General features: G+C 59.8%; 19 protein-coding genes. 4 read left to right on the top strand and 15 right to left on the bottom strand.

Annotated elements, in window-relative coordinates:
* Positions 1–70 precede the first annotated feature (70 nt).
* Positions 71–2020, bottom strand: a complete 1950-nt coding sequence (locus tag O9X91_RS19710) for an ABC transporter substrate-binding protein (RefSeq protein ID WP_142913823.1) — start codon at positions 2018–2020, stop codon at positions 71–73.
* A 300-nt stretch (positions 2021–2320) separates the two neighbouring features.
* Here O9X91_RS19710 and O9X91_RS19705 point away from each other — a divergent pair, with 300 nt between their 5' ends.
* Genes O9X91_RS19705 through O9X91_RS19695 form a run of 3 tightly spaced genes read left to right on the top strand, consistent with a single transcriptional unit; the run spans position 2321 to position 4908 of the window.
* Positions 2321–3040: a FadR/GntR family transcriptional regulator gene (locus O9X91_RS19705; protein ID WP_142913824.1), complete on the top strand. Its 720-nt coding sequence runs from the start codon at positions 2321–2323 to the stop codon at positions 3038–3040.
* Positions 3041–3098: 58 nt separating this feature from the next.
* Positions 3099–3980 (top strand): SMP-30/gluconolactonase/LRE family protein, encoded by an 882-nt coding sequence (locus O9X91_RS19700; protein WP_142913825.1) that lies wholly within the window; start codon positions 3099–3101, stop codon positions 3978–3980.
* A gap of 31 nt (positions 3981–4011) precedes the next feature.
* Positions 4012–4908: a dihydrodipicolinate synthase family protein gene (locus tag O9X91_RS19695; RefSeq protein WP_142913826.1), complete on the top strand. Its 897-nt coding sequence runs from the start codon at positions 4012–4014 to the stop codon at positions 4906–4908.
* 116 nt (positions 4909–5024) lie between these two features.
* On the opposite strand, the gene O9X91_RS19690 is transcribed toward O9X91_RS19695, so the two are convergent.
* The 8 genes from O9X91_RS19690 to O9X91_RS19655 form a co-directional block, all read right to left on the bottom strand.
* Positions 5025–6677: an OFA family MFS transporter gene (locus O9X91_RS19690; protein ID WP_077983892.1), complete on the bottom strand. Its 1653-nt coding sequence runs from the start codon at positions 6675–6677 to the stop codon at positions 5025–5027.
* 115 nt (positions 6678–6792) lie between these two features.
* Positions 6793–7137 carry a formate dehydrogenase subunit delta gene (locus tag O9X91_RS19685; protein ID WP_269824356.1) on the bottom strand — a complete coding sequence of 115 codons (345 nt, stop codon included), beginning with the start codon at positions 7135–7137 and terminating at the stop codon, positions 6793–6795.
* Between the two features lie 71 nt (positions 7138–7208).
* Positions 7209–10091 (bottom strand): formate dehydrogenase subunit alpha, encoded by a 2883-nt coding sequence (gene fdhF, locus O9X91_RS19680; RefSeq protein ID WP_269833883.1) that lies wholly within the window; start codon positions 10089–10091, stop codon positions 7209–7211.
* A 4-nt stretch (positions 10092–10095) separates the two neighbouring features.
* Positions 10096–11652: a formate dehydrogenase beta subunit gene (locus O9X91_RS19675; protein WP_137411135.1), complete on the bottom strand. Its 1557-nt coding sequence runs from the start codon at positions 11650–11652 to the stop codon at positions 10096–10098.
* Complete coding sequence (locus O9X91_RS19670; protein ID WP_269833884.1) at positions 11649–12128, bottom strand: formate dehydrogenase subunit gamma; 480 nt, start codon at positions 12126–12128, stop codon at positions 11649–11651. The genes O9X91_RS19675 and O9X91_RS19670 overlap by 4 nt, the downstream gene beginning before the upstream one ends.
* Positions 12129–12232: 104 nt before the next feature.
* Positions 12233–13168 (bottom strand): LysR family transcriptional regulator, encoded by a 936-nt coding sequence (locus tag O9X91_RS19665; protein ID WP_077983897.1) that lies wholly within the window; start codon positions 13166–13168, stop codon positions 12233–12235.
* A 100-nt stretch (positions 13169–13268) separates the two neighbouring features.
* A complete protein-coding gene (locus O9X91_RS19660; RefSeq protein WP_137411137.1) occupies positions 13269–13991 on the bottom strand; it encodes an aspartate/glutamate racemase family protein in 723 nt (240 codons plus the stop codon).
* Between the two features lie 21 nt (positions 13992–14012).
* Entirely contained in the window at positions 14013–14642 is a 630-nt protein-coding gene (locus O9X91_RS19655; RefSeq protein ID WP_142913829.1) for a flavin reductase family protein, read from the bottom strand.
* Between the two features lie 129 nt (positions 14643–14771).
* On the opposite strand from O9X91_RS19655, the gene O9X91_RS19650 reads away from it, so the two are divergent.
* Positions 14772–15449, top strand: coding sequence for a GntR family transcriptional regulator (locus O9X91_RS19650; protein ID WP_044458905.1), 678 nt, complete (start codon positions 14772–14774; stop codon positions 15447–15449).
* 8 nt (positions 15450–15457) lie between these two features.
* On the opposite strand, the gene O9X91_RS19645 is transcribed toward O9X91_RS19650, so the two are convergent.
* The 6 genes from O9X91_RS19645 to O9X91_RS19620 are packed head-to-tail and all read right to left on the bottom strand — an operon-like array spanning position 15458 to position 22079.
* On the bottom strand, positions 15458–16480 hold the full coding sequence (locus tag O9X91_RS19645) for an ABC transporter ATP-binding protein (RefSeq protein ID WP_142913830.1): 1023 nt from the start codon (positions 16478–16480) through the stop codon (positions 15458–15460).
* Positions 16477–17460 (bottom strand): ABC transporter ATP-binding protein, encoded by a 984-nt coding sequence (locus O9X91_RS19640; protein WP_121459731.1) that lies wholly within the window; start codon positions 17458–17460, stop codon positions 16477–16479. Before O9X91_RS19640 ends, O9X91_RS19645 begins: the two co-directional genes overlap by 4 nt.
* Complete coding sequence (locus tag O9X91_RS19635; RefSeq protein ID WP_142913831.1) at positions 17453–18946, bottom strand: amidohydrolase family protein; 1494 nt, start codon at positions 18944–18946, stop codon at positions 17453–17455. Before O9X91_RS19635 ends, O9X91_RS19640 begins: the two co-directional genes overlap by 8 nt.
* Complete coding sequence (locus O9X91_RS19630) at positions 18946–20139, bottom strand: amidohydrolase family protein (protein WP_142913832.1); 1194 nt, start codon at positions 20137–20139, stop codon at positions 18946–18948. Before O9X91_RS19630 ends, O9X91_RS19635 begins: the two co-directional genes overlap by 1 nt.
* A gap of 5 nt (positions 20140–20144) precedes the next feature.
* The gene (locus O9X91_RS19625; protein WP_137411144.1) at positions 20145–21092 is read right to left on the bottom strand and encodes an ABC transporter permease; all 948 of its coding nucleotides are present in this window, start codon (positions 21090–21092) and stop codon (positions 20145–20147) included.
* Between the two features lie 18 nt (positions 21093–21110).
* A complete protein-coding gene (locus O9X91_RS19620) occupies positions 21111–22079 on the bottom strand; it encodes an ABC transporter permease (protein ID WP_077983902.1) in 969 nt (322 codons plus the stop codon).
* Positions 22080–22281 lie beyond the last annotated feature (202 nt).

Genomic DNA, 22281 nt, shown 5'->3' with positions numbered 1-22281 from the left:
CGGGCTGCGGGTGGTCGAAACAACCTGAGAGGCGTCGCCGCGTTTCGGCAGCGACGCCCATGTGGCGGTATCAGCTTGTGAAGGTGAACTGTTGCGGCAGCGCCGGGCCGGGGTTGGGCCAGCTCCAGCTGTCGGGTTCCGTTTCCGGCACATTGCGCAGATTGTTGCGGATGATGCCGAAACCACCAACGGCAAGGCAAAGACCGATCGTCTCGAACTCTTCCGCCGCGATATCGAAGATTTCCTTCATCTTCTGACCGCGTTTGGCAAGGTCGGCCGTCGAGCGCGCCTCGTCGAAAAGCTTGAAGCGCTTCTTCTGGCTTTCCGGCGGCTCTTCGCCCTTCTGGCCATTCGAGGTGTACCAGAGCGCCCACGGGATTGCGTAACGCGACCCCTGCGGATGGAAAGCGAAGAAATCGCGCGGATCAAGCATCGGATCGAGACCTCCGGGGCCGGGCCAGACGGCGGCATCATGGGCGTTGTCATCACCGCGTGTATAATAGAGCGCACGTTCGATGGTGTTGACCTTGATGTCGACGCCGATCTGCGCCCATTGCGCCTTCACCAGTTCCAGCGCATCGACCAGATCGGGATAAAGCGTCGGGATGACATCGATCGAGAAGAAGATCGGCTGGCCGTCAGGCCGCAACCGCATGCCGTTGCCGTTCTTCTTGTCATAACCGGCCTTGTCGAGAAGCTCGTTCGCCTTGTCCGCATCATATTCGGTGAATTGTCGTGCCAGCTTTTCATTGTACCAGGGATGTGTCGGGCGCGGCCCGGCCTGATAACCCTCGCTCTGGCCGAAATAGACGATGTCGATGATTTCTTGCCGGTTGAGCGCGATGGACAATGCCTGACGGAACGATTTGTCGGCAAACATCTTGCGCATTGCCGGGTCTTTGTGGGTGATGTTGAGATAGATCTGGCACTGCTGCGCGGCAGACGGCACCAGCGTCAGCAGCCGGTAATCACCTTTTTTCATGTTCTGTGACAGGGTCGGCTTGTTGGCAAGAACGCTGATATGGCGCTCCTGAATGTCAATCTTGCCGGAAATCACGTTCAGCATCAGCGATTCGACATCCTGCGAAATGCCGAAATTGATTTCATCGATATAGGGCAACTGATTGCCTTCGGTATCGACCTGCCAGAAGTAAGGGTTGCGGGTCATGACCACCCGTGTCGCACCGCCGGAATAGGGCTCCTTCACCACCCATGGATCGAGCGTCGGCTTGTCGACATTCGACCAGCGGGACGGAATTTCGATATCGCCGCATTTGGCCCGGAAGAGTTCCGTCCAGCTCGAGACACCCGCCGCCTTCACATCGGCATCGAGCGACGTATTGTATTTCGGCAGGAACTTGCTGCAATAGTGCTTGGGAAACAGCGTCGGATGCTGGCCGAGCGGCGTGGCGAGATTTTCGAGATATAGTGCATTCGGCGCTGCGAATTTGAACTTTACCGTGAAATCATCGACTTTTTCGACATCGACCGCCTTGCCGGCCACGGAAAGCTGCGCCGGCGTGGCGCTGTAAAGCTCCTTGTTCTTGATGCAGTCCTCGATGGCGAACACCACGTCATCGGCTGTGAAGGGGTGGCCATCCGACCATTTTGCGCCCTCCAGCAAATGGAAGGTGAATTGCGAGGCATCGTCGTTGACTTCCCATTTCACCGCAAGGTTCGGCAGAACCTCGGTAAAATCCATGTTCCAGCGGACAAGGCCCTGATTGCCGACCATGCGCAGGATGCCGTTATGGTCCGATGAACCGCGCAGGCCACGACGCAATGTGCCGCCATAGGCGCCGATTTTCTCGTGCGGCGTCACCACCATCGGATTTTTCGGCAGGCGTTCGGCCAAAGGCGGCAATTTGCCGTCCTTTACCAGCGCCTCTAGTTCCGGCGCCTGCTTGCCGGCAGCAGCCCGCGCCGAGGTCCCGATGACGGAGAGCGCGGCCACGCCGCCAACACCCGCCATAAAGGTTCGGCGCGTTACGCCCAGTGAAAATGTATCGCCATCGCGCATCGACAATCCTCCCAAAAAATCACCGGCAGCGAGACGGTTTTCACCGAACCGCGACGGCCCTCCCGGCCAGCCAGCACGCCGATCCTCCATCGGCAGGGGCAGACCATATGGGCGTTTTCAGATGATTACAAGTATTGACAGATTTTTACATCTTTTTTATTTGTAGACCGGTTTACAGGATCAGGCTTGAAGAAAAATCGGTCAGGACAGCCCCCTCGCTCACAAAAACCCGGTATTTCTGTTGCGATTGAAATGCAGGAAACCCATTAACTTCAGCGATTTGCAACGGAAGGGCTGCTGATGGACAATCACACTGCATCTGCCGCCGCTCGAGGCGAAACTCGGCTGAGCGACATCATCTACGAAAAAATCGTGGGCATGATTTCGGACGGGCGGTTTCCCGTGAACGAGCGGTTGCCGTCGGAACAGAATCTGGCATCGCTGTTTGGCGCGTCGCGACCGGTTGTGCGGGAAGCGCTGGAGCGGCTTCGGAACGACGGGCTTATCGTTTCGCAAAAGGGATCCGGCTCCTATGTACGCCAGCAGCCGGACTCTTCTGTCTTGCAGCAGGTGCCGGTCGGCTCGCTGGCAGATGTGCAGCGTTTTTTTGAGTTCAGGGCCGGATTGGAGGCTTCCGCGGCTGAGCTTGCGGCCCGCAATTGGCAGGCAACGGACAAGGTCCGCATAGAGCAGGCGATTGCCGCGCTGGAACAATGTCTCGAGCGCAACGATCTCGGCGCGGAGGAAGACTTCGCCCTGCACGAAGCAATTGCGAAAGCGAGCCATAACCAGTTCCACATTACGGTGCGGATCTGGTTCAAGCCTCATTTCGCCATCGGCCAGTCGGTGACACGCAGCCTCAGCCTCAAGCGGACCCCGCAGCATGTGCGCGAGGTGCAGAACGAGCACACAGCGATTGTGGAGGCGATTTTTGCGCGGCGCGAGCAGGCCGCGCATGACGCGATGAAAGACCACATATTGAAGGCGCGCGCCCGCATGTTTCAGGGCGTCGGCAGTTAGGCCGCACCCTGCAATGTCGAAAATAGAATCATAAAGCGCGGATGAGGGAGAGGAACCAGTGAGCCAGCCGCATATCGTCGAACCGAAGCTTCGTTCCCTGATCGATACCCCGTTGAGGGTTGGCGAATCGCCGGCCTGGGATGAGCGAACCGGCGATCTGTGGTTTGTCGATATTCTCGCACCCGCCATTTTCCGTCTCTTCCCCGACGGAAAACTCGACCGATACGACATGCCCGCCCAGGTCGGCTGTCTCGGCCTCTGCGACAATGGCTTGATCGTGGCGGGCCTCAAGACCGGCGTGCATCTTCTCGATCCCGCGAGCGGCAAGCTCGATCTTCTCTGCGACCCGGACGACGGGCGGCCTGACAGCCGCCTCAACGACGGAAAGGTTGGTCCGGACGGCCATTTCTGGGTGGGGACCCGCGACGAGGCCGCGATACAGACAGGCAATGCACGCCTCTATCGCGTCGCCCCGGATGGCGGCATCGAACGCGTCATCGATGGCGATATGTTCACATCGAACGGGCTTGCCTGGAGCCCGGACGGCAGACGCATGTATCATTCCGACAGCAGCGGCCTCATGTATCAGGCATTCGATTTCGACGCCGCGACCGGCAGGATCGGCCCAGCGGAACGGCTCCACGATTTCGCGCCGGATGAAGGCAGGCCGGATGGTGCAGCGACCGATTGCGAAGGCTGTTACTGGAGCGCCGGCGTTCAGGCGGGGCGCCTCAACCGCTTTTCGCCGGACGGCGAATTGCTCGAGGTCTACAGGCTGCCGTTCAAGGGGCCGACCATGCCGTGTTTCGGCGGTCCCGACCTCAAGACGATCTACGTCACAAGTCTCGTGACCGAGACGGGCGGAATAACCACCGCTGGAACGCTCGTCGCATTCGACGCCCCGGTCTCCGGCGCGCCTGTTCACAAATTTTCCATCTGAAGATGACTTTTGATCTTAAGGAACCCAGTTGATGACGACATTCGATTTTCGCCAGGCCCTGCAGGGCATCTCCGGCGTTCCGGTAACAGCTTACGATGCAGGCGGCGAAGTGGAGACCGGCGTTACCGCCGCGGTTTACGCCCGCGTCGCAAAGGCAGGCATCCACAATATCGTCGCGGCAGGCAATACCGGCGAATTCTACGCCTTGACGCCCGCAGAAATTCTGAAAGTTTATGAGGCTGCGATAAATGGCGTCAGCGGCAAAGCCCCGGTCACGGCGGCTATTGGACGCTCGCAGCGCGAGGCGCTTTCCATGGCGCGTCAGGCAAAAGAAATGGGCGCATCCGCCGTCATGTCGCATCAGCCGGTCGACCCTTTTGCAGCCCCGCAATCGCAGATCGACTATTTTATTGGCCTTGCGGAGGGCAGCGAATTACCGCTGGTCGCGTATGTCCGGGCGGACGGCTTCTCGGTCAATGACATGGTAAGGCTTTCCGGCCACCCGAATGTCGCAGGTATAAAGTTTGCGACGACCGACATCATGCTTCTGTCGCGCGCGATTGCCGCTTCCGATCCGAACGGCGCTCTATATGTCTGCGGACTGGCTGAAAGCTGGGCGCCGGCCTTTTCGGCGGCTGGCGCACGCGGCTTCACCTCCGGTCTCGTCAATGTCGCACCGCAATTTTCCCTGCAGGTTCATGACGCCCTAACGGCCGGCGATTTCCCGGCGGCACGGAAGATCGTTGAAAAGATCGAGCTGTTCGAACGGCTACGGACACGATACCGCAACGGCGCAAACGTGACCGTGGTGAAGGAAGCCATGGAAATCCTGGGGTTCGAGGTTGGCCCCGTTCGCGCGCCTGGGCTTGCCCGTCTGGACAAGGAAGATCGTGCAACGCTTGAAGGACTGCTTGCCAGCTGGCGTTGATGGAAGCCTTGCCGGCAAGCTGCACGTTTTCGCTTTTATCAGTTTATATGCCGGCCATGAGCCGGCATATGTTTTTCGGCCGTGCATCAATCCTGCACGACCGAGGCCGATGGACGTCAGCCGAACAGGGCAAGGCTGCTTTTCACGGTAACCCACACACCCCACAGAAGCGGAATACCGACGGCGACCCAGGCAAGCGCCGCCTTGGTGTCCAATCCGCCCCGTCCGATGCCGAAGGAGCCTGTCGGGCCGGCATTGGCGGCAGCGGTCTTTGCCTGCAGGGCTGCAACTTCCGCATCCGGCATGAACCACTTGTCCGAGAGCGGCCGCACGAAGGCATTGGCCACAAGGCCGATCGCCAGCATGCCTGCCAGAATGTACATGGTGCTGGTGTAGAGCGCGGGTCCTGGCGCCACACCCGCCGCAATCTGTGCCTCTCGGATGTAGTTGACGACGACCGGACCGGCAATGCCAGCAGTCGCCCACGCCGTCAGCAGGCGGCCATGGATTGCGCCGACGAACTGCGTGCCGAAAATATCCGCGAGATAGGCCGGGATGGTGGCGAAACCGCCGCCATACATGGACAGGATGATACCAAAGGCCAGAACGAACAGCGCCTTGTTGCCCATCGTCGCAAGCGTCGGCGCCAGCGCATAAAGAATGATGCCGAGAATAAAGAAGCAGAAATAAGTGTTCTTGCGGCCGATCTTGTCAGACATCGACGCCCAGAAGAAGCGGCCACCAATGTTGAAGAGCGAAAGAAGCCCGGTGAAACCGGCGGCAATCGCCGCGATCTGCGCCTTCTGTCCGGCATCGAGATCTGCAAAGCCCACGCCCGGCAAGCCGATCAGCGAGCCAGCGAAGATTTCCTGCAGCATGGGCGAGGCCATACCGATGACGCCGATACCCGCCGAAACATTCAGGCACAACACCGCCCAGATGAGCCAGAACTGCGGCGTCTTGTGCGCATCGCGCAGATGTACATGACGATGGGTTATCATGGCGCTTTTGGCAGCCGGCGCCGTCCAACCTTCGGGACGCCAGCCCGATGGCGGAATGCGGTAACCGAAGGCGCCCGCCATCATGAAGGCGAAATAGATCAGCGCCATGACGACGAAAGTCTGCCAGACGCCGACAGAGACATCCGTCTTGAAGTTGTTCATCAGGAGATTGGCGAGCGGCGCACCAATCATCGCACCACCGCCGAATCCCATGATAGCCATGCCCGTCGCCATGCCACGACGGTCCGGGAACCATTTGATCAGCGTCGACACCGGCGAAATATAGCCAAGGCCGAGCCCGATGCCGCCAATGACGCCAGCGCCCAGCCACATCAGCCAGAGTTGGTGCGTGATGACGCCGACTGCCGCCACCAGAATACCGCCGCACCAGCAGCAGGCGGAAACGAAGCCGGCCTTGCGCGGCCCCACTCTTTCCAGCCAGCCGCCCCAGATGGCCGCCGAGCAGCCCAGAAGAACGAAGAAAAGCGTATAGATCCAGCCGAGATCGGCCACGCGCCAGTTGCACTCAGTGGTGAACAGCGCACCCAGCAGGGTGAGGCTGGAGCAACTGGGGTCCGTGACCGGCAGCGCCTTGGACAGCGGCAGCCAGAACACGCTGAAACCATAGGCCATGCCGATGCATAGATGGATGGCAAGGGCAGCCGGAGGCACCAGCCAGCGATTGAAACCCGGTCTTGCGATTATTCGTTCGCGGTCCAAAAAGCCGGCTTGCGCCGCTTCTCCCGCTGTTGCACCTGCTACTGCCATTGACAATACCTCCCTCGTGGATGTCTGGACATGTCACGTTCGCCCCGCCAGGCGAACACCGATATCGCCGAACGTCCCCCGTCCGGTCGAAAGTGTGATTATGCGGTCACGCCGCTCAAGCCTGTGTGCTTTCCGGGACGCTCGGCTCTGAAGGGGACTCTCCCGCAACCGGTCCTTTGCCACCCGGCGCGCCCTTGGCATCGTCGCCGAGCCCCACAGCATCGGGCGCCGGATCGTCGGGCCGCTTGATCTCCTTCGACGCGGCAAGCACAAGCGGCAGAAAATCACCTGCCCCGGCATCCGCCATCTCGAAGAACCGGCGTCGCATGCGCGGTTCCCAGAACTTGTTGATGTGGGTGGCGACACCCTCAATGCGAATATCTTCCGGCTGCGACAGAAAGAACGTCGCGATCTGGTTCGCCATTCTCACCAGCTTTTCATCGGTGTGGTTGAGCAACATGACCTCTTCCCCCGCGTCGGCTGCCGGCCGACGCCTCTTTGTGTGACAAGGCCGGGCGCACCCGGCCCTCCTTATTCCGCCGCTTCGAGCTTGCCGCTGATCCGCCGCGAACGGCGACCAAGCGCATCATATTCCTCCTGCCATTCCGTCGGACCGTTGGACGGCGATACCTGCACGGCGGTCACCTTGTATTCGGGGCAGTTGGTCGCCCAGTCGGAGAAGTCAGTCGTAATGACATTCGCCTGCGTGCCGGGATGGTGGAAGGTCGTATAGACCACGCCCGGCGCCACACGGTCGGTAATCAGCGCCCGCAGCGTCGTGTCTCCTGACCGGCTGGCAAGCTTGATCCAGTCGCCGTCCTTTACGCCGCGCTGTTCGGCATCGTGCGGGTGGATTTCAAGACGATCCTCCTCATGCCAGACGACGTTTTCGGTGCGCCGCGTCTGCGCGCCGACATTGTATTGCGACAGGATGCGGCCGGTGGTGAGAAGCAGCGGGAAACGCGGACCGGTGCGTTCGTCCGTCGCCACATATTCGGTGCGGATGAACTTGCCCTTGCCGCGCACGAAACCGTCCACATGCATGATTGGCGAACCATCCGGGAATTTCTCATTGCAGGGCCACTGCACCGAGCCCTTTTCTTCCAGATAGTCATAGGAAACACCGGCAAAGCTCGGTGTCGTCGCCGCGATCTCGTCCATGATCTCGGACGGATGCATGTAATTCCACGCAAGTCCCATGGACTGTGCCAGCTTCTGCGTCACTTCCCAGTCGGCATAACCGTTTTTCGGCGACATGACCTTGCGAACGCGGTTGATGCGGCGCTCGGCATTGGTGAAGGTGCCGTCCTTTTCGAGGAAGGTCGAACCCGGCAAGAAGACATGGGCGTAGTTCGCCGTCTCGTTCAGGAAGAGATCGTGCACCACGACACATTCCATCGCGGCGAGACCGGCCGAAACGTGCTTCGTATCCGGATCGGACTGGAGAATATCCTCGCCCTGAATATAGATGCCCTTGAAGCTGCCATCCACGGCCGCATCGAGCATGTTGGGAATACGCAGCCCCGGTTCGTTGTTGAGCTTCACGCCCCAGAGTTTTTCGAAGATGTCGCGCGTGGCGTCGTCGGAAATATGCCGATAGCCCGGAAGCTCGTGAGGGAAAGACCCCATGTCGCAGGAGCCCTGAACATTGTTCTGGCCGCGCAAAGGATTGACGCCTACACCCGGACGACCAATGTTGCCCGTGACCATGGCGAGATTGGCGATCGCCATGACGGTCGTCGAACCCTGGCTGTGCTCGGTAACCCCGAGGCCGTAATAGATCGCGCCGTTGCCGCCTTTGGCATAAAGCCGGGCAGCACCACGCAGATCTTCTGCAGGAACGCCCGTGTAACGTTCCGTCTCTTCCGGGCTATGCTGGGGTTCTGCAACGAACGCCGCCCAATCCTCAAATTCCGACCAGTCGCAGCGTTCGCGGATGAAGGCTTCGTTGAACAGGCCTTCCGTGACGATGACATGCGCCAGCGCCGTCAGCACCGCAACGTTAGTACCCGGCAGCAGCGGCAGATGGAAAGCGGCCTCCACATGCGGTGTGCGCACAAGATCAATACGGCGCGGATCGATGACGATCAGTTTCGCGCCCTGACGCAGCCGCTTCTTCAATCGCGAACCGAAAACGGGGTGGCCGTCGGTCGGGTTTGCGCCGATTACCAGCACCACATCGGATTGCTCGACACTGTCGAAATTCTGTGTGCCGGCGGAGGTGCCAAAGGCCTGGCCGAGGCCATAACCTGTCGGCGAATGGCAGACGCGGGCGCAGGTATCGACATTATTGTTGCCGAAACCGGCGCGGATAAGTTTCTGGACGAGGAAGGTTTCTTCGTTCGTGCAGCGGGACGAGGTGATACCGCCGATGGATTCCCGGCCATATTGGCCCTGAATACGCCGGAACTCCGACGCGACATGGGAGAAGGCTTCCTCCCAGGTCACTTCCCGCCACGGGTCGCTGATCTTTTCGCGGATCATCGGGTTGAGAATGCGGTCCCTGTGGGTGGCATAACCATAAGCAAAGCGGCCCTTGACGCAGGAATGGCCGCGATTGGCCTGCCCGTCCTTCCACGGCACCATCCGCACCAGTTCCTCACCGCGCATTTCCGCCTTGAAGGAGCAGCCGACGCCGCAATAGGCGCAAGTCGTGACCAGCGAATGTTCCGGCTGGCCAATCTCGATCACCGATTTCTCCGTCAGCGTCGCTGTCGGGCAGGCCTGCACGCAGGCGCCGCAGGAAACACAGTCGGAATCGAGGAACGCCTCATGCGCACCGGGCGATACACGGCTTTCGAAACCGCGCCCTTCGATCGTTAGTGCAAAAGTGCCCTGCACTTCCTCGCAGGCGCGTACGCAGCGGGAGCAGACGATGCATTTGGAAGGATCATAGGTGAAATAGGGGTTGCTTTCATCCTTCGGCATCCAGCGGGCATTGAGTTCGCCCTCCCCGGTGCGGGCCTTGACGTGGTTGTCGCCTTCGTAACCGTAACGCACATCGCGCAGGCCAACGGCGCCCGCCATATCCTGTAGCTCACAATCGCCATTGGCGGCGCAGGTCAGACAATCGAGCGGGTGGTCGGAGATATAAAGCTCCATCACACCCTTGCGTATCTGCTTCAGCCGCTCCGTCTGAGTATGCACGACAAGACCGGCAGCAACCGGCGTGGTGCAGGAGGCGGGGGTGCCGTTGCGGCCCTCCACCTCGATAAGACAGAGGCGGCAGGAGCCGAAGGCGTCCACCATGTCGGTGGCGCAGAGTTTCGGCACATCGATACCTGCTTCGCGCGAGGCGCGCATGATCGACGTTCCCGCGGGAACAGTCACCTGACGTCCATCGATGGTGAGCGTCACCATGTCAGTGGCGAGGGACTTGGGGGTTCCATAGTCGAATTCTGTCACAAGGGCCATGGTCTTACTCCGCCGCTTCAACATGTGGGGTGGGGGCAAAATCATCCGGGAAATGCCTCAGTGCGCTCATCACTGGATAGGGCGTGAAACCCCCAAGCGCACAGAGCGAACCGAATTTCATGGTTTCACAGAGGTCTTCCAGCAATGCCGTGTTTTTCTCCCGCTCGATGCCGAGCGCGATCTTGTCCACCGTCTCGACGCCACGCGTCGAGCCGATGCGACAGGGCGTGCACTTGCCGCAGCTTTCGACCGCGCAGAATTCCAGTGCAAACCGCGCCTGATGCAGCATGTCTGCCGTGTCATCGAAGACAACGATGCCCGCATGGCCGATGAGGCCACCAGCGGCCGTGAACGCCTCGTAGTCGAAGATCGTGTCGAACAGCGAAACCGGGAAATAGGCCCCGAGCGGACCGCCCACCTGCACCGCCTTGACCGGACGGCCAGTGATCGTGCCGCCGCCGATATCATTGACGAGTTGTCCGAGTGGCAGGCCGAAGGCGGTCTCGTAAAGCCCGCCATGTTTGATGTTTCCGGCAAGCTGGATCGGGATGGTGCCATGCGAACGGCCGACACCGAAATCGCGATAAAACGCTGCGCCACGATCCATAATGACGGGAATGGATGCAAGCGAGATGACATTGTTGACGACGGTCGGCTTGCCGAACAGGCCCTGAAGCGCGGGTAGCGGCGGCTTGGCGCGCACCGTGCCTCGTTTGCCTTCAAGGCTGTTGAGCAGCGACGTTTCCTCGCCGCACACATAGGCACCGGCGCCCATGCGCACTTCCATGTCGAACGCGCGACCGGAGCCGAGGACGGAAGGCCCAAGAATACCCTCACGCCTTGCGATCTCGATTGCCTTTTCCATGACCTTGATCGCGTAGGGATATTCCGAGCGAGTATATATGAACCCCTTGGTCGCACCGACGGCGAGGCCGGCAATGGCCATGCCTTCGATCAGCACAAAGGGGTCGCCCTCCATGATCATACGGTCGGCGAAGGTGCCGCTGTCGCCCTCATCCGCATTGCACACGATATATTTCTGGTCGGCCACCGCATCAGCGACGGTCTTCCATTTGATACCCGTCGGGAAACCAGCCCCGCCACGTCCACGCAGGCCACTCTGGGTCACCTCGGCAACGATATCGGACGGCGCCATCCCAACAGCTTTTTCAAGGCCCTTCATGCCGTGATAGGCCCGATAATCCTCCAGAGACAATGGATCGGTCACGCCGCACCGGGCAAATGTGAGACGCGTCTGGCCTTTCAGGAAGGGAATGTCCTTCGTCGGCCCGAGACAGAGGCGATGCTCGCCGCCGGTCAGGAAATTGGCATCAAAAAGCGAGGCGACATCGCTTGCCTTGACGGGACCATAGGCGATACGGCCATGCTCGGTGCGCACTTCCACCAGCACTTCAAGCCAGAGCATGCCGCGCGAGCCGTTGCGGACAATCCGGACGTCAAGGTTGCGACCAGCGGCTTCGCGGGCGATGGCATCGGCGACGCGGTTTGCACCAACGGCAAGGGCGGCAGAATCGCCTGGAACAAAGACGGTGACACTCATCGGCGCGCCTCCGTCAGAATGTCGCTAAGACAGTCCTCATCAAGACGGGCATGGACTTCGCCATCCAGCATCAGCGCTGGCGCCTGCGCGCAAAGCCCGAGACAAAAGACCGGCTCCAGCGTCACGGAACCATCGGCGGACGTTTCATGCCAGTCGAGACCGAGGCGGTTCTTGACGGTTTCTGAAAGAGGCTCGCCACCCATCGACTGGCAAGCCTCGGCGCGACAGAGCTTCAGGACATGACGCCCGTGGGGATGATCACGAAAATCGGGATAGAAGGTGACGACGCCATGGACCTCGGCGCGCGAGATATTCAGCGCGGATGCGATGATCTGCTTGGCGCTTTCCGGGATATAGCCGAATTCATCCTGCACGGCGTGCAGGATGGGCAGCAGAGGCCCTTCCAGATGAAGAAGTTCGCCAGTGACAGCGGAAATACGGGCCGCCTCATCTGCGGCAACCGCTCTGATATTCATAAGCCAGTCCTCCCAAACCGACAGGGGCAGGAATGGCGACCAAAACTTGCATCAAGCTCATCGCCACGCCCCTCATGTCATTGAGAATGGCGAAGTGCGGCTCGTCAGGTCAATAAGTCGTTTCCGTCGTGTGATAGGAAATTCCTATCAAATGATTTTTCTGCGGCTCTGAGACGCGCCTCATGCAGAAGCGCCGAAACTAGAGGCGTGTGCGGTTCCCGGTGTGTGGCAATCAGGCCGACGAGATGTTCCGGGTCAGGATCGGTGATCGGGATAATCCTGATCTGCTTTGGAAAACCGAACGATTCAGCGAGGTTACGCGGCATTATTGAAGCCCATTGTCCGGTGCGGATATGGGAAAACAGCACGATCATGGAGTTGGATTCAAGTGTCGGTTTGGCCTCCACTCCAGCTTCGGCCATGTGCCTGTTGATGATGCGCCGGTTCTGCATGTCCGGGGTCAATAGGCATAACCTAAGACCGGAAACCTGCTTCCAGGTAACGCTTTCCTGATCAGCGAGCGGCGTTCCGGCCGCGGCAATGAGGTGATATCGCTCCGAATAAAGCGGCACAGTCGTCACACGCCCGAGTGGTTCGTTGTCGAGGTAACTGATTCCCGCATCGATCTCGAGGTTTTCGATCTGGCTCAAGACCTGCAACGAGGTTCGTGAAGTCACCGAAAACGTCACATCGGGATGGCGCGCCTGAAAAGATTCCGTCAATCGCGGTACCATCGCCAGCGCAGTCGGAATGACGGCAAGGCGAATGTGTCCGGCAAGACCCTTGCGGGCAGCGCGCATTTCCTCGCGCATGGTGCGCGCATCGCCAACAATGCGACGCGCCCATTCGAGCACACGCTGGCCTTCCGGGGTCAGCCCCTGGTACCGCGCCGAACGCACGACGAGAACGACACCCAGCTGATCCTCCAATTGCCGGATTGCCGCCGACAGGCTGGGCTGGGAGACACCACATTCCTCCGCCGCCCGGCCGAAATGTTCTGCCCGCGCCAATGCAATGAAAAATTCCAGCTTGTCGATCATATGCTCTCCCCCGGCGCGCAATCCTTAGACCGGTGCACGCGGAAGAACACTAGAACGCGGCGGCGGCGCCCGCAAATAGCTGCAGGCATTTTCCTTGCGGCTAAGCGCAGGCGACGAGCGCCGGCCCCTTCAAGCGCGGATAATCGTAGGCGTTGACCTTCGAGGTGTTGTAACCCGCGCCCACCAGAGCTTCGGCAAGCTTGATCGCAGCCGTGACACCATCGATGACGGGCACACCGGTGGCCTCCCGCAGGCGGTCGCAGAGAGATGACATGCCGGCGCAGCCAAGGATAATAGCCTCCGCCGCATTCTCACGCTTGGCAGCCTCGATTTCGCGGCGGAGCAGTGCTTCCGCGACCTCCGGATCCTCCTCAAGACCAAGAACCGGCAGGTCGATCGCGCGAACATTTCGGCAATGCCTTTGAGCGCCATAATCCTCCACCAGATCTTCGATGATCGGAATGGACCGAGGAAGCGTGGTGATGATCGAGAAACGGCGGCTGATCGTCATCGCCACCTGAACTGCCGCCTGGCAGATGCCGATAACCGGCCCCCGCGCCACTTCGCGCGCGGCGTGAAGTCCCGGATCGTCGAAACAGGCGATCACGTAGGCGTCCACACCCTGCCCCTCTCCTTTGCGGATTTCCGCCAGAAGCCCCGGAACGGCCATGGCCTCATCCGCCTGCCCTTCAATGCTGACGGGGGTGTCGACCGGATTTGCCGCGGAGACGTGGGTTTCCTTCTGCTTGACCCGCAGCGCGCTATCGAGTGCCTGCGCGGTCATGGAAGCGGTGGAATTGGGATTGATCAAACGAATATGCATCGCACACATCCTGAAAAGCTGTCACTTGCCGTCAGGCGCGGTGAAATCGGTGATAGGTGGCGCCTTCAAAACGAACTGGCGATCCGAGGTGATGTAGTTGTCGGCGTGAAGCCGGGCGATCGGCTGGTAGCGATCGGGATCGACATAACGCCCCTCTTCATCGAGGCACTCGTTATGGACATGCATATGCACCACTTCGCCCAACACCAGTGTTCGGCGGGGGTAATCGATCAGTCGCTCCACCCGGCACTCGAAGGCGCAAGGCGATTGCGCAACATAACTTACGTCGATCTTGGTGCATGGCGCGGGCGTGAGCTTTGCCATCGACATCTCGTCAACTTCATTGTCAAAGCCGAGACCACAGATCAGCATCTGTTCAGAGAGCGCCATGTCCACCATATTGACGACGAACTCGCCGGTGCGGCGAATATTCGCCATCGTGTCCTTTTCCTCCCCGCTGACCTTCGGCTGAATGCCGAGGACGACGATGGGCGGATCATGAGAAAAGACGTTGAAGAAGCTCATCGGCGCTGCATTGTTATGGCCCGCTTGCGAACGGGTCGTCACAAGCGCGATCGGTCGCGGACCGATAAAATTCGTCAAAAGGCGGTAGCGGCTCTGGGGCTCAAGCACGCTGAAATCGAATTCCATGATCGGCATCCTAATTTAGTCGACAATTATCTTTCATATTGTTGACAATGTTGCAACCAAAATCCCGTTGATACAGTTGACTTTTTCATTCACATCGCGCTTCTCTACCGCGATTGGGGAGTATGTCGAATGAGCGAGCAGGCCGGCCCGTCCACGCAGCAGATTGTCGAGAAAGTATGGCTTTCGATTGCCGAACGCCGGCTGCGTCCGGGCGTGCAGTTGAAGGAAGAGCAACTGGCGACAATCTTCGGCGTCAGTCGTGCAAGAATCCGCCAGGCCTTGTCCGTTCTTGAGCGTGACGGGCTGGTGACGATTGTTCCCAATCGCGGCGCATTTGTCTCCAAACCATCGGTCGAGGAAGCCCGCGATGTGTTCTTCGTGCGCCGCACCGTCGAGCAATGCGTCGTCGAAAGACTGTGCAAATCCGCTACCAAAACCGATCTCAAAAAACTGCGCGACCATGTGGCGAAAGAGCGCGTGGCCAATACCAAAAACGTCACGACCGACATCATCAAGCTTTCCGGCGGGTTCCACCTGCTGCTTGCGGAAACGCTCGGTTCCGATTTCCTCTTTACCACCATGCGCGACCTCATCTCCCGCTCGTCGCTGATAACCGCCGTCTACCGTAACACGGATCGCTTCAACTGCGGCCCGGACGAACATGCGGAAATCGTCGATGCGATCGCCAACAACGATCCGTCGCGGGCCATCCACCTGATGACCCACCACCTTGAGCATGTGGAAGCGGAACTCGATCTCAGCGAAATCCGCGACCTTTCCCACGACCTGCGCGCAGCACTCGGCTGATCCCCCTCTCAGGCGCGCTGTCGCTGGCCCGTCCACTCCACATCATCTTCGACCAGATGACAGGCGACCCGCGTGCCGTTGGCGAGGCTTTTCACGTTTGGCACCTCTGCTGAGCATTGCGCCGTCGCCAGCGGGCAACGGGGGTGAAAAGCGCAACCCGAAGGTGGCTTTAGAGGACTCGGTACTTCGCCTGCCACAATCTCCCGATCCCGCTGCGGCGTCTTGATATTGGGGATCGTCTGGAGAAGCAGCCGCGTATAGGGATGGCGCGGATTGGCGAAAAGCTCTTCCGTATCCCCCTCCTCCACAATCCGCCCGAGATACATAACGGCGATACGGTCTGACATGTGACGAACAACGCTCATGTCGTGGCTGATGAAGAGATAGGTAAGGCCGAGTTCATCCTGCAAGCGGCGCATGAGGTTCAGCACTTGCGCTTGCACCGAAACGTCGAGCGCCGATGTCGGCTCGTCACAGACGAGGAATTCCGGTTCGCTGGCCAATGCGCGGGCAATGGAGATACGCTGGCGCTGGCCGCCGGAAAATTCATGCGGAAACTTTTCGCCATCGGACGCCGACAGCCCCACGGTTTTGAGAAGCTCTTCCACGCGCTCCATCGTTTGGGCCTTTGTCGCGCGCAGCTTCAGCTCACGGATTGGCTCTGCGATGATGTTCTTCACGCGCCAACGTGGATTGAGCGAGGCATAGGGATCCTGAAAGATCATCTGCGCCGACAGGGGGCTGCCCCTGCCGCCCGCCGCAAATTGAAACTCGCCGGCGCTTGGCCGGAACAGCCCTGTCACCAGGCGCGCGACGGTCGACTTGCCGCAGCCGCTCTCACCAACAATGCTGAGACAGCCACCGGCCGGAACGGAAAAGTCGATATCGTTGACGGCCTGTACGAATTGCCGTGGTTTGCGCTCGATGATGCGATTGAGAAGCGGGGCCGAAACATCGAAGGTTTTCGTCAGGCCCTTCACCGTCAAAGCCGGCTTGCTGAGTGCTGCTTTTTGAGCTGCGGATTGTGTCATGCTGTGCCTCCTGCGTTCAGCCAGCATGCACTGGCGCCGTTGCCGACTGTTTCGAGTTCAGGCCGTTCCCGCAGACAGCGCGGCCCGGCAAAACCACAGCGGGGATTAAACGCACATCCCGGCGGGATCGCATCGAGACGCGGCATCGCCCCGTCAATCTGGTTGAGCCGCTCTACCCTAGCGCCAAGCGACGGAATGGAGGCCATCAGGCCCTGCGTATAGGGGTGGCGCGGTTCGTGCAGCACCTGTTCAACCGGTCCCACCTCTATCAGCCGGCCGGCATAAAGCACCGCCACGCGGTCGGCAGCCTCGGCAATCACACCCATATCGTGGGTGACGAGCATGACCGCGGTCTGCTTTTCTTTGCACAGTCGCCGCAGCAGCGAAATGATCTGCGCCTGGATCGAGACATCGAGCGCCGTCGTCGGCTCATCGGCAATGATGAGTTTCGGTGAAGCGGCGAGCGCCAGCGCAATAACGACTCGCTGGCGCATGCCACCGGAAAACTGGTGCGGATAATGATCGACACGATCCGCAGGTGATGGAATGCCGACATCTTTCAGCAGTTGAACGGCCCGAGCGCGTGCATCCGCTTTCGACAGTGGCAGATGTTGTCGGATCGTTTCGACAAGCTGTGCACCGACCGTAAACAGTGGATTGAGCGAGGTCAGCGGGTCCTGAAAGATCGCTCCGATCTCCCGACCGCGAATGCTTTCCATCGCCCGGTCATCCAGCTGATCGATACGGCGCGACCCGAGCCATATCTCACCGCCGGCAATGTGGCCGGGTTTTTCGAGCAGGCCTTGTATGGCGAGACCCGTCATCGATTTCCCGGCACCGGATTCACCGACGACACCCAGAATTTCGCCGGGCCTGATCGAAAGGCTGATATCGGAAAGCGCAGTAACGGTGCCGCGCCGACCGGGAAACTCGACCTTGAGATTGCGGACATCGATAACCGATTGGTTCATTTCAACCATGTTGTGCGACCTCCACCGGATAGCTCGGAGGGAAAATTTCGGAGACGGGCGGATTTGCCCAGCTCCGTTCGGGATATTTGGCAATCAGACGATCAAACTGTGCCTGCGCCTGTTCGCGGGCACGCCGCATGTCGATAGAAGCGACCTGTCTTTCGCGCATGGAAAGACGGCCGTCGACAAAAACGGCCCGCGTGACCTTGCCAGAGCCGCCGGTCACCAGCGTGGTGATGGGATCGATGCTCGGCGCCATGACGATATCGTCGAGGTCGAATACGGCAATGTCTGCCCTTGCACCCGGCGAAAGATGGCCAAGATCAGATCGTCCAAGCGCGCGCGCGCCGCCAAGCGTCGCCGCATCGAAAAGATCGGCACAGCGGATCTGGTCTGGAACGCCGTCATTGATACGACAGGTGATCAGACCAACGAGCAGGTTCATCAACATGTCCGCCGGCGCCGTATCCGTTCCCATCGCAATGTTGATGCCGCGTTTGCGGCAGGAAGAGAAGGACGAGAGCGTGCTGCCGCCGCGGCTCGATACCAGCGGACAGTGGACGATCGACACGCCGTTCTCCGCATAAAGCGCCAGATCTTCCTCCGTCGCATTGGTGGCGTGCGGCGCGATCAACCTTTCGCTGAGAAGCCCGGCTTTGGCGAGCCAGACGGGTGCGGTAGAGCCATGAAGCTCGCGGACCGTTTCGACCTCCATGATGCCCTGCGCCATATGGAGACGGAACTTGCAGCCGAGTTCGCGCGCGGCAGCGTCTGTACGCTCGATCAGGCCCAGAGTGGAGGTTTCGACCCGATCCGGTGCGAGCATGCCGCGCACCAGATCGCCATGCCGCCCACTCTGCTTTTCAATGAAATCGACCGCGTCGGCGAGACCCTGAAAACCGCGTTCCTCGTCAAAGACCGGCACCATGCGGCCCGGTTCTTCCAGCACCATGCCGCCGGAGCGGAAGGCGGGGCTGAGATAAACCCGCAGGCCGAGTTCTCCGGCGGCATCGGCGGCCGCCTCGAATTCCGCCACGGTTTCCCCCCATTCGCGATAAAACAGCGATGCGATGGGGGCGGCCGTCGTGATGCCGTTGAGGAGCAGCTGACCGAAGGCGAAACGCTTCTGGAAGGCAAGCTCTTGTGGAGAATACATCTCGTAAGGACCGGCCTCGACATAGGAGCGCGGCCAGACACGGCCCTTCGCCCAGCCCGGATGATGATCGATACCGAGGATCGTCGTATCGAGATCGGAAAGCGCATCGAGATCGATCAGGCCGGGGCTGACGAGAGCATTTCCGAAATCGATACGCCGGGCGACCTCTCCGGGAAATTCATGCCCGACAAAGACGATTTCACCATTTTCGAAGACAACCTCGCCGTTTTTGAGAAGGCGGTGCGATCCATCCTTGTGTCCGACAACCCAGCTGGCTGTCAGCAACGTCCGTCCTTCCGGCCTTTCGCCGAGTTGCAACGAGTTAAGAACATCGCTCATCACGGCGCCTCCACGATGGCTTTGCCGTTTCTCGCAGTGACACGGCCGCCTTTGACAACCAGCGGCCGCGGCGCGATATCGACAACGGCTTGCGCCAGCGTTTCCCCGGTCAAGAGGGTGAAGTCGGCATGACATCCGATCTCCATGCCATAGTCTTCGAGACCCATTACATCGGCGCCGCCCTTGGAAACGACGTGCAGCACGTGGGCTAGTTCGATATCCGAGCGCAGTCCGTTTTTCATGCCGATGATCTTGGCGCGATCCAGCATGTCCGGCTGTCCCCACGGACCCCATGTATCGCGGATACCGTCACAGCCGCCACCAACACGCACACCCGCTTCCTTGAGGCGCATGATCGACGGCACGCTTGCCGATGGCGCACCCGTGGTCAGAATGGCAACGTCGAGCCGCGCGATCTCGTCGATCAGCCTGCCGACGCGCAGATAGTCATTCATGCCGAGTGCAAAGGCATGGCTGATGGCGACATTGCCCTGCATGCCGTTTGCCCGGATGCGCTCGAAGATGAGTTCCATGGTGAAGGCGCCGAGGTCGGCGGCTTCGTGCAGATGGATATCGATCGGGACGCCGTGTTTTGTCGCCAGCTGGAAAAGAATGTCCAGCTGGCCCTTCGGATCGCGGTCGATGCCGCAGGGGTCAATGCCGCCAAGCACTTCGCAGCCCTGCTTTAAGGCTTCATCGAGAAGCTCCACCGTGCCGGGCATGACCATGACACCGGATTGCGGGAAGGCGACGATCTCGATATCGATGATACCATCAAGCTTTTCCCGGGTTTCCCAGATGCCCTCGACCAGCTTTAGCCCGTGGGTGGGGTCGATATCGACATGGCTGCGAATATGGGTGCCGCCATTGGCTGCGAGCCCGATGGCATGGCGCATGGACTGGCGATACGGATCGATGCCGATCTGAACGCGGTTCTCCCGCTCGAAATCGATCCGCTCGCGAAGGATGGCGGCACGATTGTTGACGTGCCAGGGCATGCCCCACGTGGTCTTATCCAGATGCGTATGGGCATCGATGAGACCGGGGATGACGATTGCTCCCTTACCATCCTCGACCGGCATTTCGGGTTCGGCTTCAAATGTTCCGAAACCTGAAATCTTGCCGTCCCTGATCAAAATATCGCAGGCTTCGCCCGCCATGGGCCGTACGTTGCGCAAAAGAAGATCGTGCATGGAACTCACCTCAGTTTCGGATTGAGCGCATCGCGCAGCCAGTCACCCAGAAGGTTGACGGTGACGACGAGCAGGCAGAGTTGGAAGACCGGAAACAGCACAATCCACCAGGAGCCGGAAAATAGGAACTGGTTGCCGATGCGGATCAATGTGCCGAGCGACGGCTGGCTCGGCGGCATGCCGATGCCAAGGAAGGACAGGGTCGCTTCCGTAAGGATGGCCATACCGAAATTAAGCGTCGCAGCAACCATGATCGGCGTCAGCGTGTTGGGCAGGATATGTGCCGCCATGATGCGACGGGCGGGCACGCCGATCAGCTTGGCGGCCTGAACATAGTCCTTGCCGGTTTCCACAATGGCTTGAGCGCGCACCGTTCGCGCATATTGCACCCAGGCGGAAAGCGCGATGGCGAGAATGAGCACGGCGGATGCGCCGACTTCACGCAGACTGTCCGGCAGCATCTGGCGCACGACGGTCGACACGAGGATGGCGACGAGAATGGTCGGGATGGAGAGCGTGATATCCCCGATGCGCATCAGCAAACCATCGGTAAAACCGCCGAAATAACCCGCCACCAGACCCGCCGTCATGCCGATGATGAGCGAGAGCACCACGGAGGCAACACCGATGACGATGGAGATGCGCGTGCCATAGAGAATGGCGGACAGCATGTCGCGTCCCTGCGTATCCGTTCCAAGCAAGAACGGCCATTCGCCGCCTTCCTGCCAGATCGGCGGCAGCTCGGCCTTCCACATGTCGAGCGATGCGCCGTCATATGGGTTCTGGGGCGCAATCCACGGCGCGAAGATGGCGGCAAGGATCAATATCGCAAGGATGAGCGCGCTGATCTTCGCCGATTTGCTGCGGCTAAAGGACCAGTAGAGGTCGCTGTCACGCATGCGGCTTAAAAGCGACCGACGGGCGGGTTTTTCCGTTTGCGAAAGGTCTGTCATGAAACCGGCTCCCTTCGGTTAGCGCGCGGTGCGCAGACGCGGATCGATGACCGCATAGGCGATATCGACGAACGTGTTGAGGACAACGAAGATGAAGGAGATGATGCAGAGATAGGCCGCCATGACGGGAATATCGAGAAAGGTGACAGCCTGAATAAACAGCATGCCCATGCCCGGCCACTGAAACACGGTTTCCGTGATGAGTGCGAAGGCGATGAGCGAGCCGACATTCATCGTCGTCAGCGTCACAACAGGCATGAGACAGTTGCGCAGCGCATGGCGGAAATAGATCCGCCAACGCGGTATGCCGCGAGCTCGCGCGAATTTCACGAAATCGGAGCGCAAGACTTCAAGCATTTCCGCCCGCACCAGACGCATGACGAGCGTGATCTGGTAGAGAGAAAGTGCAATGGCAGGGAGAATGAGGGCCGCTCGTCCGGAAGACGTCAAAAGCCCCGTCGACCACCACCCGAGCTGGACGACATCGCCGCGACCAAATGCAGGCGCCCAGCCTAGCGACACCGAAAATACCAGAATGAGAAGGATGCCGACAACGAAGCTTGGCAGGGAGACGCCGACAATCGACAGGAATTGCAGGCCCTCCGTATACCATTTCCCGCGCCGGATTGCCGTCAGAACGCCGAGAGGCAGGCCGACGACAAGCGATATGATGGTGGCAACCAGCACCAGTTCGAGCGTTGCGGGAAACCTTTCGGCGATCAGCGGCAGCACCTGCTGGCCGTTGCGGTAGGAAACACCGAAATTGCCCTCCGCCGCATCTTTGACAAATCGCAGATATTGGGTCGGCAGGCTGTCATTGAGGCCGAGCCTCTCACGTAGCGCGGCGCGATCCTCCTGCGAGGTCTGTTCGCCGACCATCAGCTCGACAGGATCTCCCGCCAGCCGAAAGATCATAAAGGCGATAAGCGCAACGGAAAGCATGACCAGCACGGCATTTCCCAAACGCTTGATAATGAAAACCAGCATTGTTACCTCTCGGACACGAGCCTGAGCCACGCGGGCATGCAGGTTCGATCATTCTCTTCCAGAGACGGGCCATAGGTTACGCGGCATGCAAGAACCGCGAAACCGTTGCAACTTTGTCGACAATTTTTGACACGGCTTCGTTCGGCTTCACACCCAGTCGAATGAACTGGCGCGTACTCGAATGTCTGCTGAAACAGGCAAG

It is taken from the genome of Agrobacterium salinitolerans (assembly GCF_027498475.1).
Taxonomy (GTDB): Bacteria; Pseudomonadota; Alphaproteobacteria; order Rhizobiales; family Rhizobiaceae; genus Agrobacterium; species Agrobacterium salinitolerans.
This window is presented reverse-complemented; position numbering and strand designations above follow the sequence as displayed.

What these genes read in the sequence shown, in the direction of transcription:
- O9X91_RS19675 (WP_137411135.1), bottom strand. Translation starts at nt 11,652, where the DNA reads ATGAGTGTCACCGTCTTTGTTCCAGGCGATTCTGCCGCCCTTGCCGTT.
- fdhF (WP_269833883.1), bottom strand. Translation starts at nt 10,091, where the DNA reads ATGGCCCTTGTGACAGAATTCGACTATGGAACCCCCAAGTCCCTCGCC.
- O9X91_RS19685 (WP_269824356.1), bottom strand. Translation starts at nt 7,137, where the DNA reads ATGTTGCTCAACCACACCGATGAAAAGCTGGTGAGAATGGCGAACCAG.
- O9X91_RS19705 (WP_142913824.1), top strand. Translation starts at nt 2,321, where the DNA reads ATGGACAATCACACTGCATCTGCCGCCGCTCGAGGCGAAACTCGGCTG.
- O9X91_RS19645 (WP_142913830.1), bottom strand. Translation starts at nt 16,480, where the DNA reads ATGACACAATCCGCAGCTCAAAAAGCAGCACTCAGCAAGCCGGCTTTG.
- O9X91_RS19695 (WP_142913826.1), top strand. Translation starts at nt 4,012, where the DNA reads ATGACGACATTCGATTTTCGCCAGGCCCTGCAGGGCATCTCCGGCGTT.
- O9X91_RS19650 (WP_044458905.1), top strand. Translation starts at nt 14,772, where the DNA reads ATGAGCGAGCAGGCCGGCCCGTCCACGCAGCAGATTGTCGAGAAAGTA.
- O9X91_RS19710 (WP_142913823.1), bottom strand. Translation starts at nt 2,020, where the DNA reads ATGCGCGATGGCGATACATTTTCACTGGGCGTAACGCGCCGAACCTTT.
- O9X91_RS19670 (WP_269833884.1), bottom strand. Translation starts at nt 12,128, where the DNA reads ATGAATATCAGAGCGGTTGCCGCAGATGAGGCGGCCCGTATTTCCGCT.
- O9X91_RS19640 (WP_121459731.1), bottom strand. Translation starts at nt 17,460, where the DNA reads ATGGTTGAAATGAACCAATCGGTTATCGATGTCCGCAATCTCAAGGTC.
- O9X91_RS19665 (WP_077983897.1), bottom strand. Translation starts at nt 13,168, where the DNA reads ATGATCGACAAGCTGGAATTTTTCATTGCATTGGCGCGGGCAGAACAT.
- O9X91_RS19655 (WP_142913829.1), bottom strand. Translation starts at nt 14,642, where the DNA reads ATGGAATTCGATTTCAGCGTGCTTGAGCCCCAGAGCCGCTACCGCCTT.
- O9X91_RS19620 (WP_077983902.1), bottom strand. Translation starts at nt 22,079, where the DNA reads ATGCTGGTTTTCATTATCAAGCGTTTGGGAAATGCCGTGCTGGTCATG.
- O9X91_RS19660 (WP_137411137.1), bottom strand. Translation starts at nt 13,991, where the DNA reads ATGCATATTCGTTTGATCAATCCCAATTCCACCGCTTCCATGACCGCG.
- O9X91_RS19630 (WP_142913832.1), bottom strand. Translation starts at nt 20,139, where the DNA reads ATGCACGATCTTCTTTTGCGCAACGTACGGCCCATGGCGGGCGAAGCC.
- O9X91_RS19625 (WP_137411144.1), bottom strand. Translation starts at nt 21,092, where the DNA reads ATGACAGACCTTTCGCAAACGGAAAAACCCGCCCGTCGGTCGCTTTTA.
- O9X91_RS19690 (WP_077983892.1), bottom strand. Translation starts at nt 6,677, where the DNA reads ATGGCAGTAGCAGGTGCAACAGCGGGAGAAGCGGCGCAAGCCGGCTTT.
- O9X91_RS19635 (WP_142913831.1), bottom strand. Translation starts at nt 18,946, where the DNA reads ATGAGCGATGTTCTTAACTCGTTGCAACTCGGCGAAAGGCCGGAAGGA.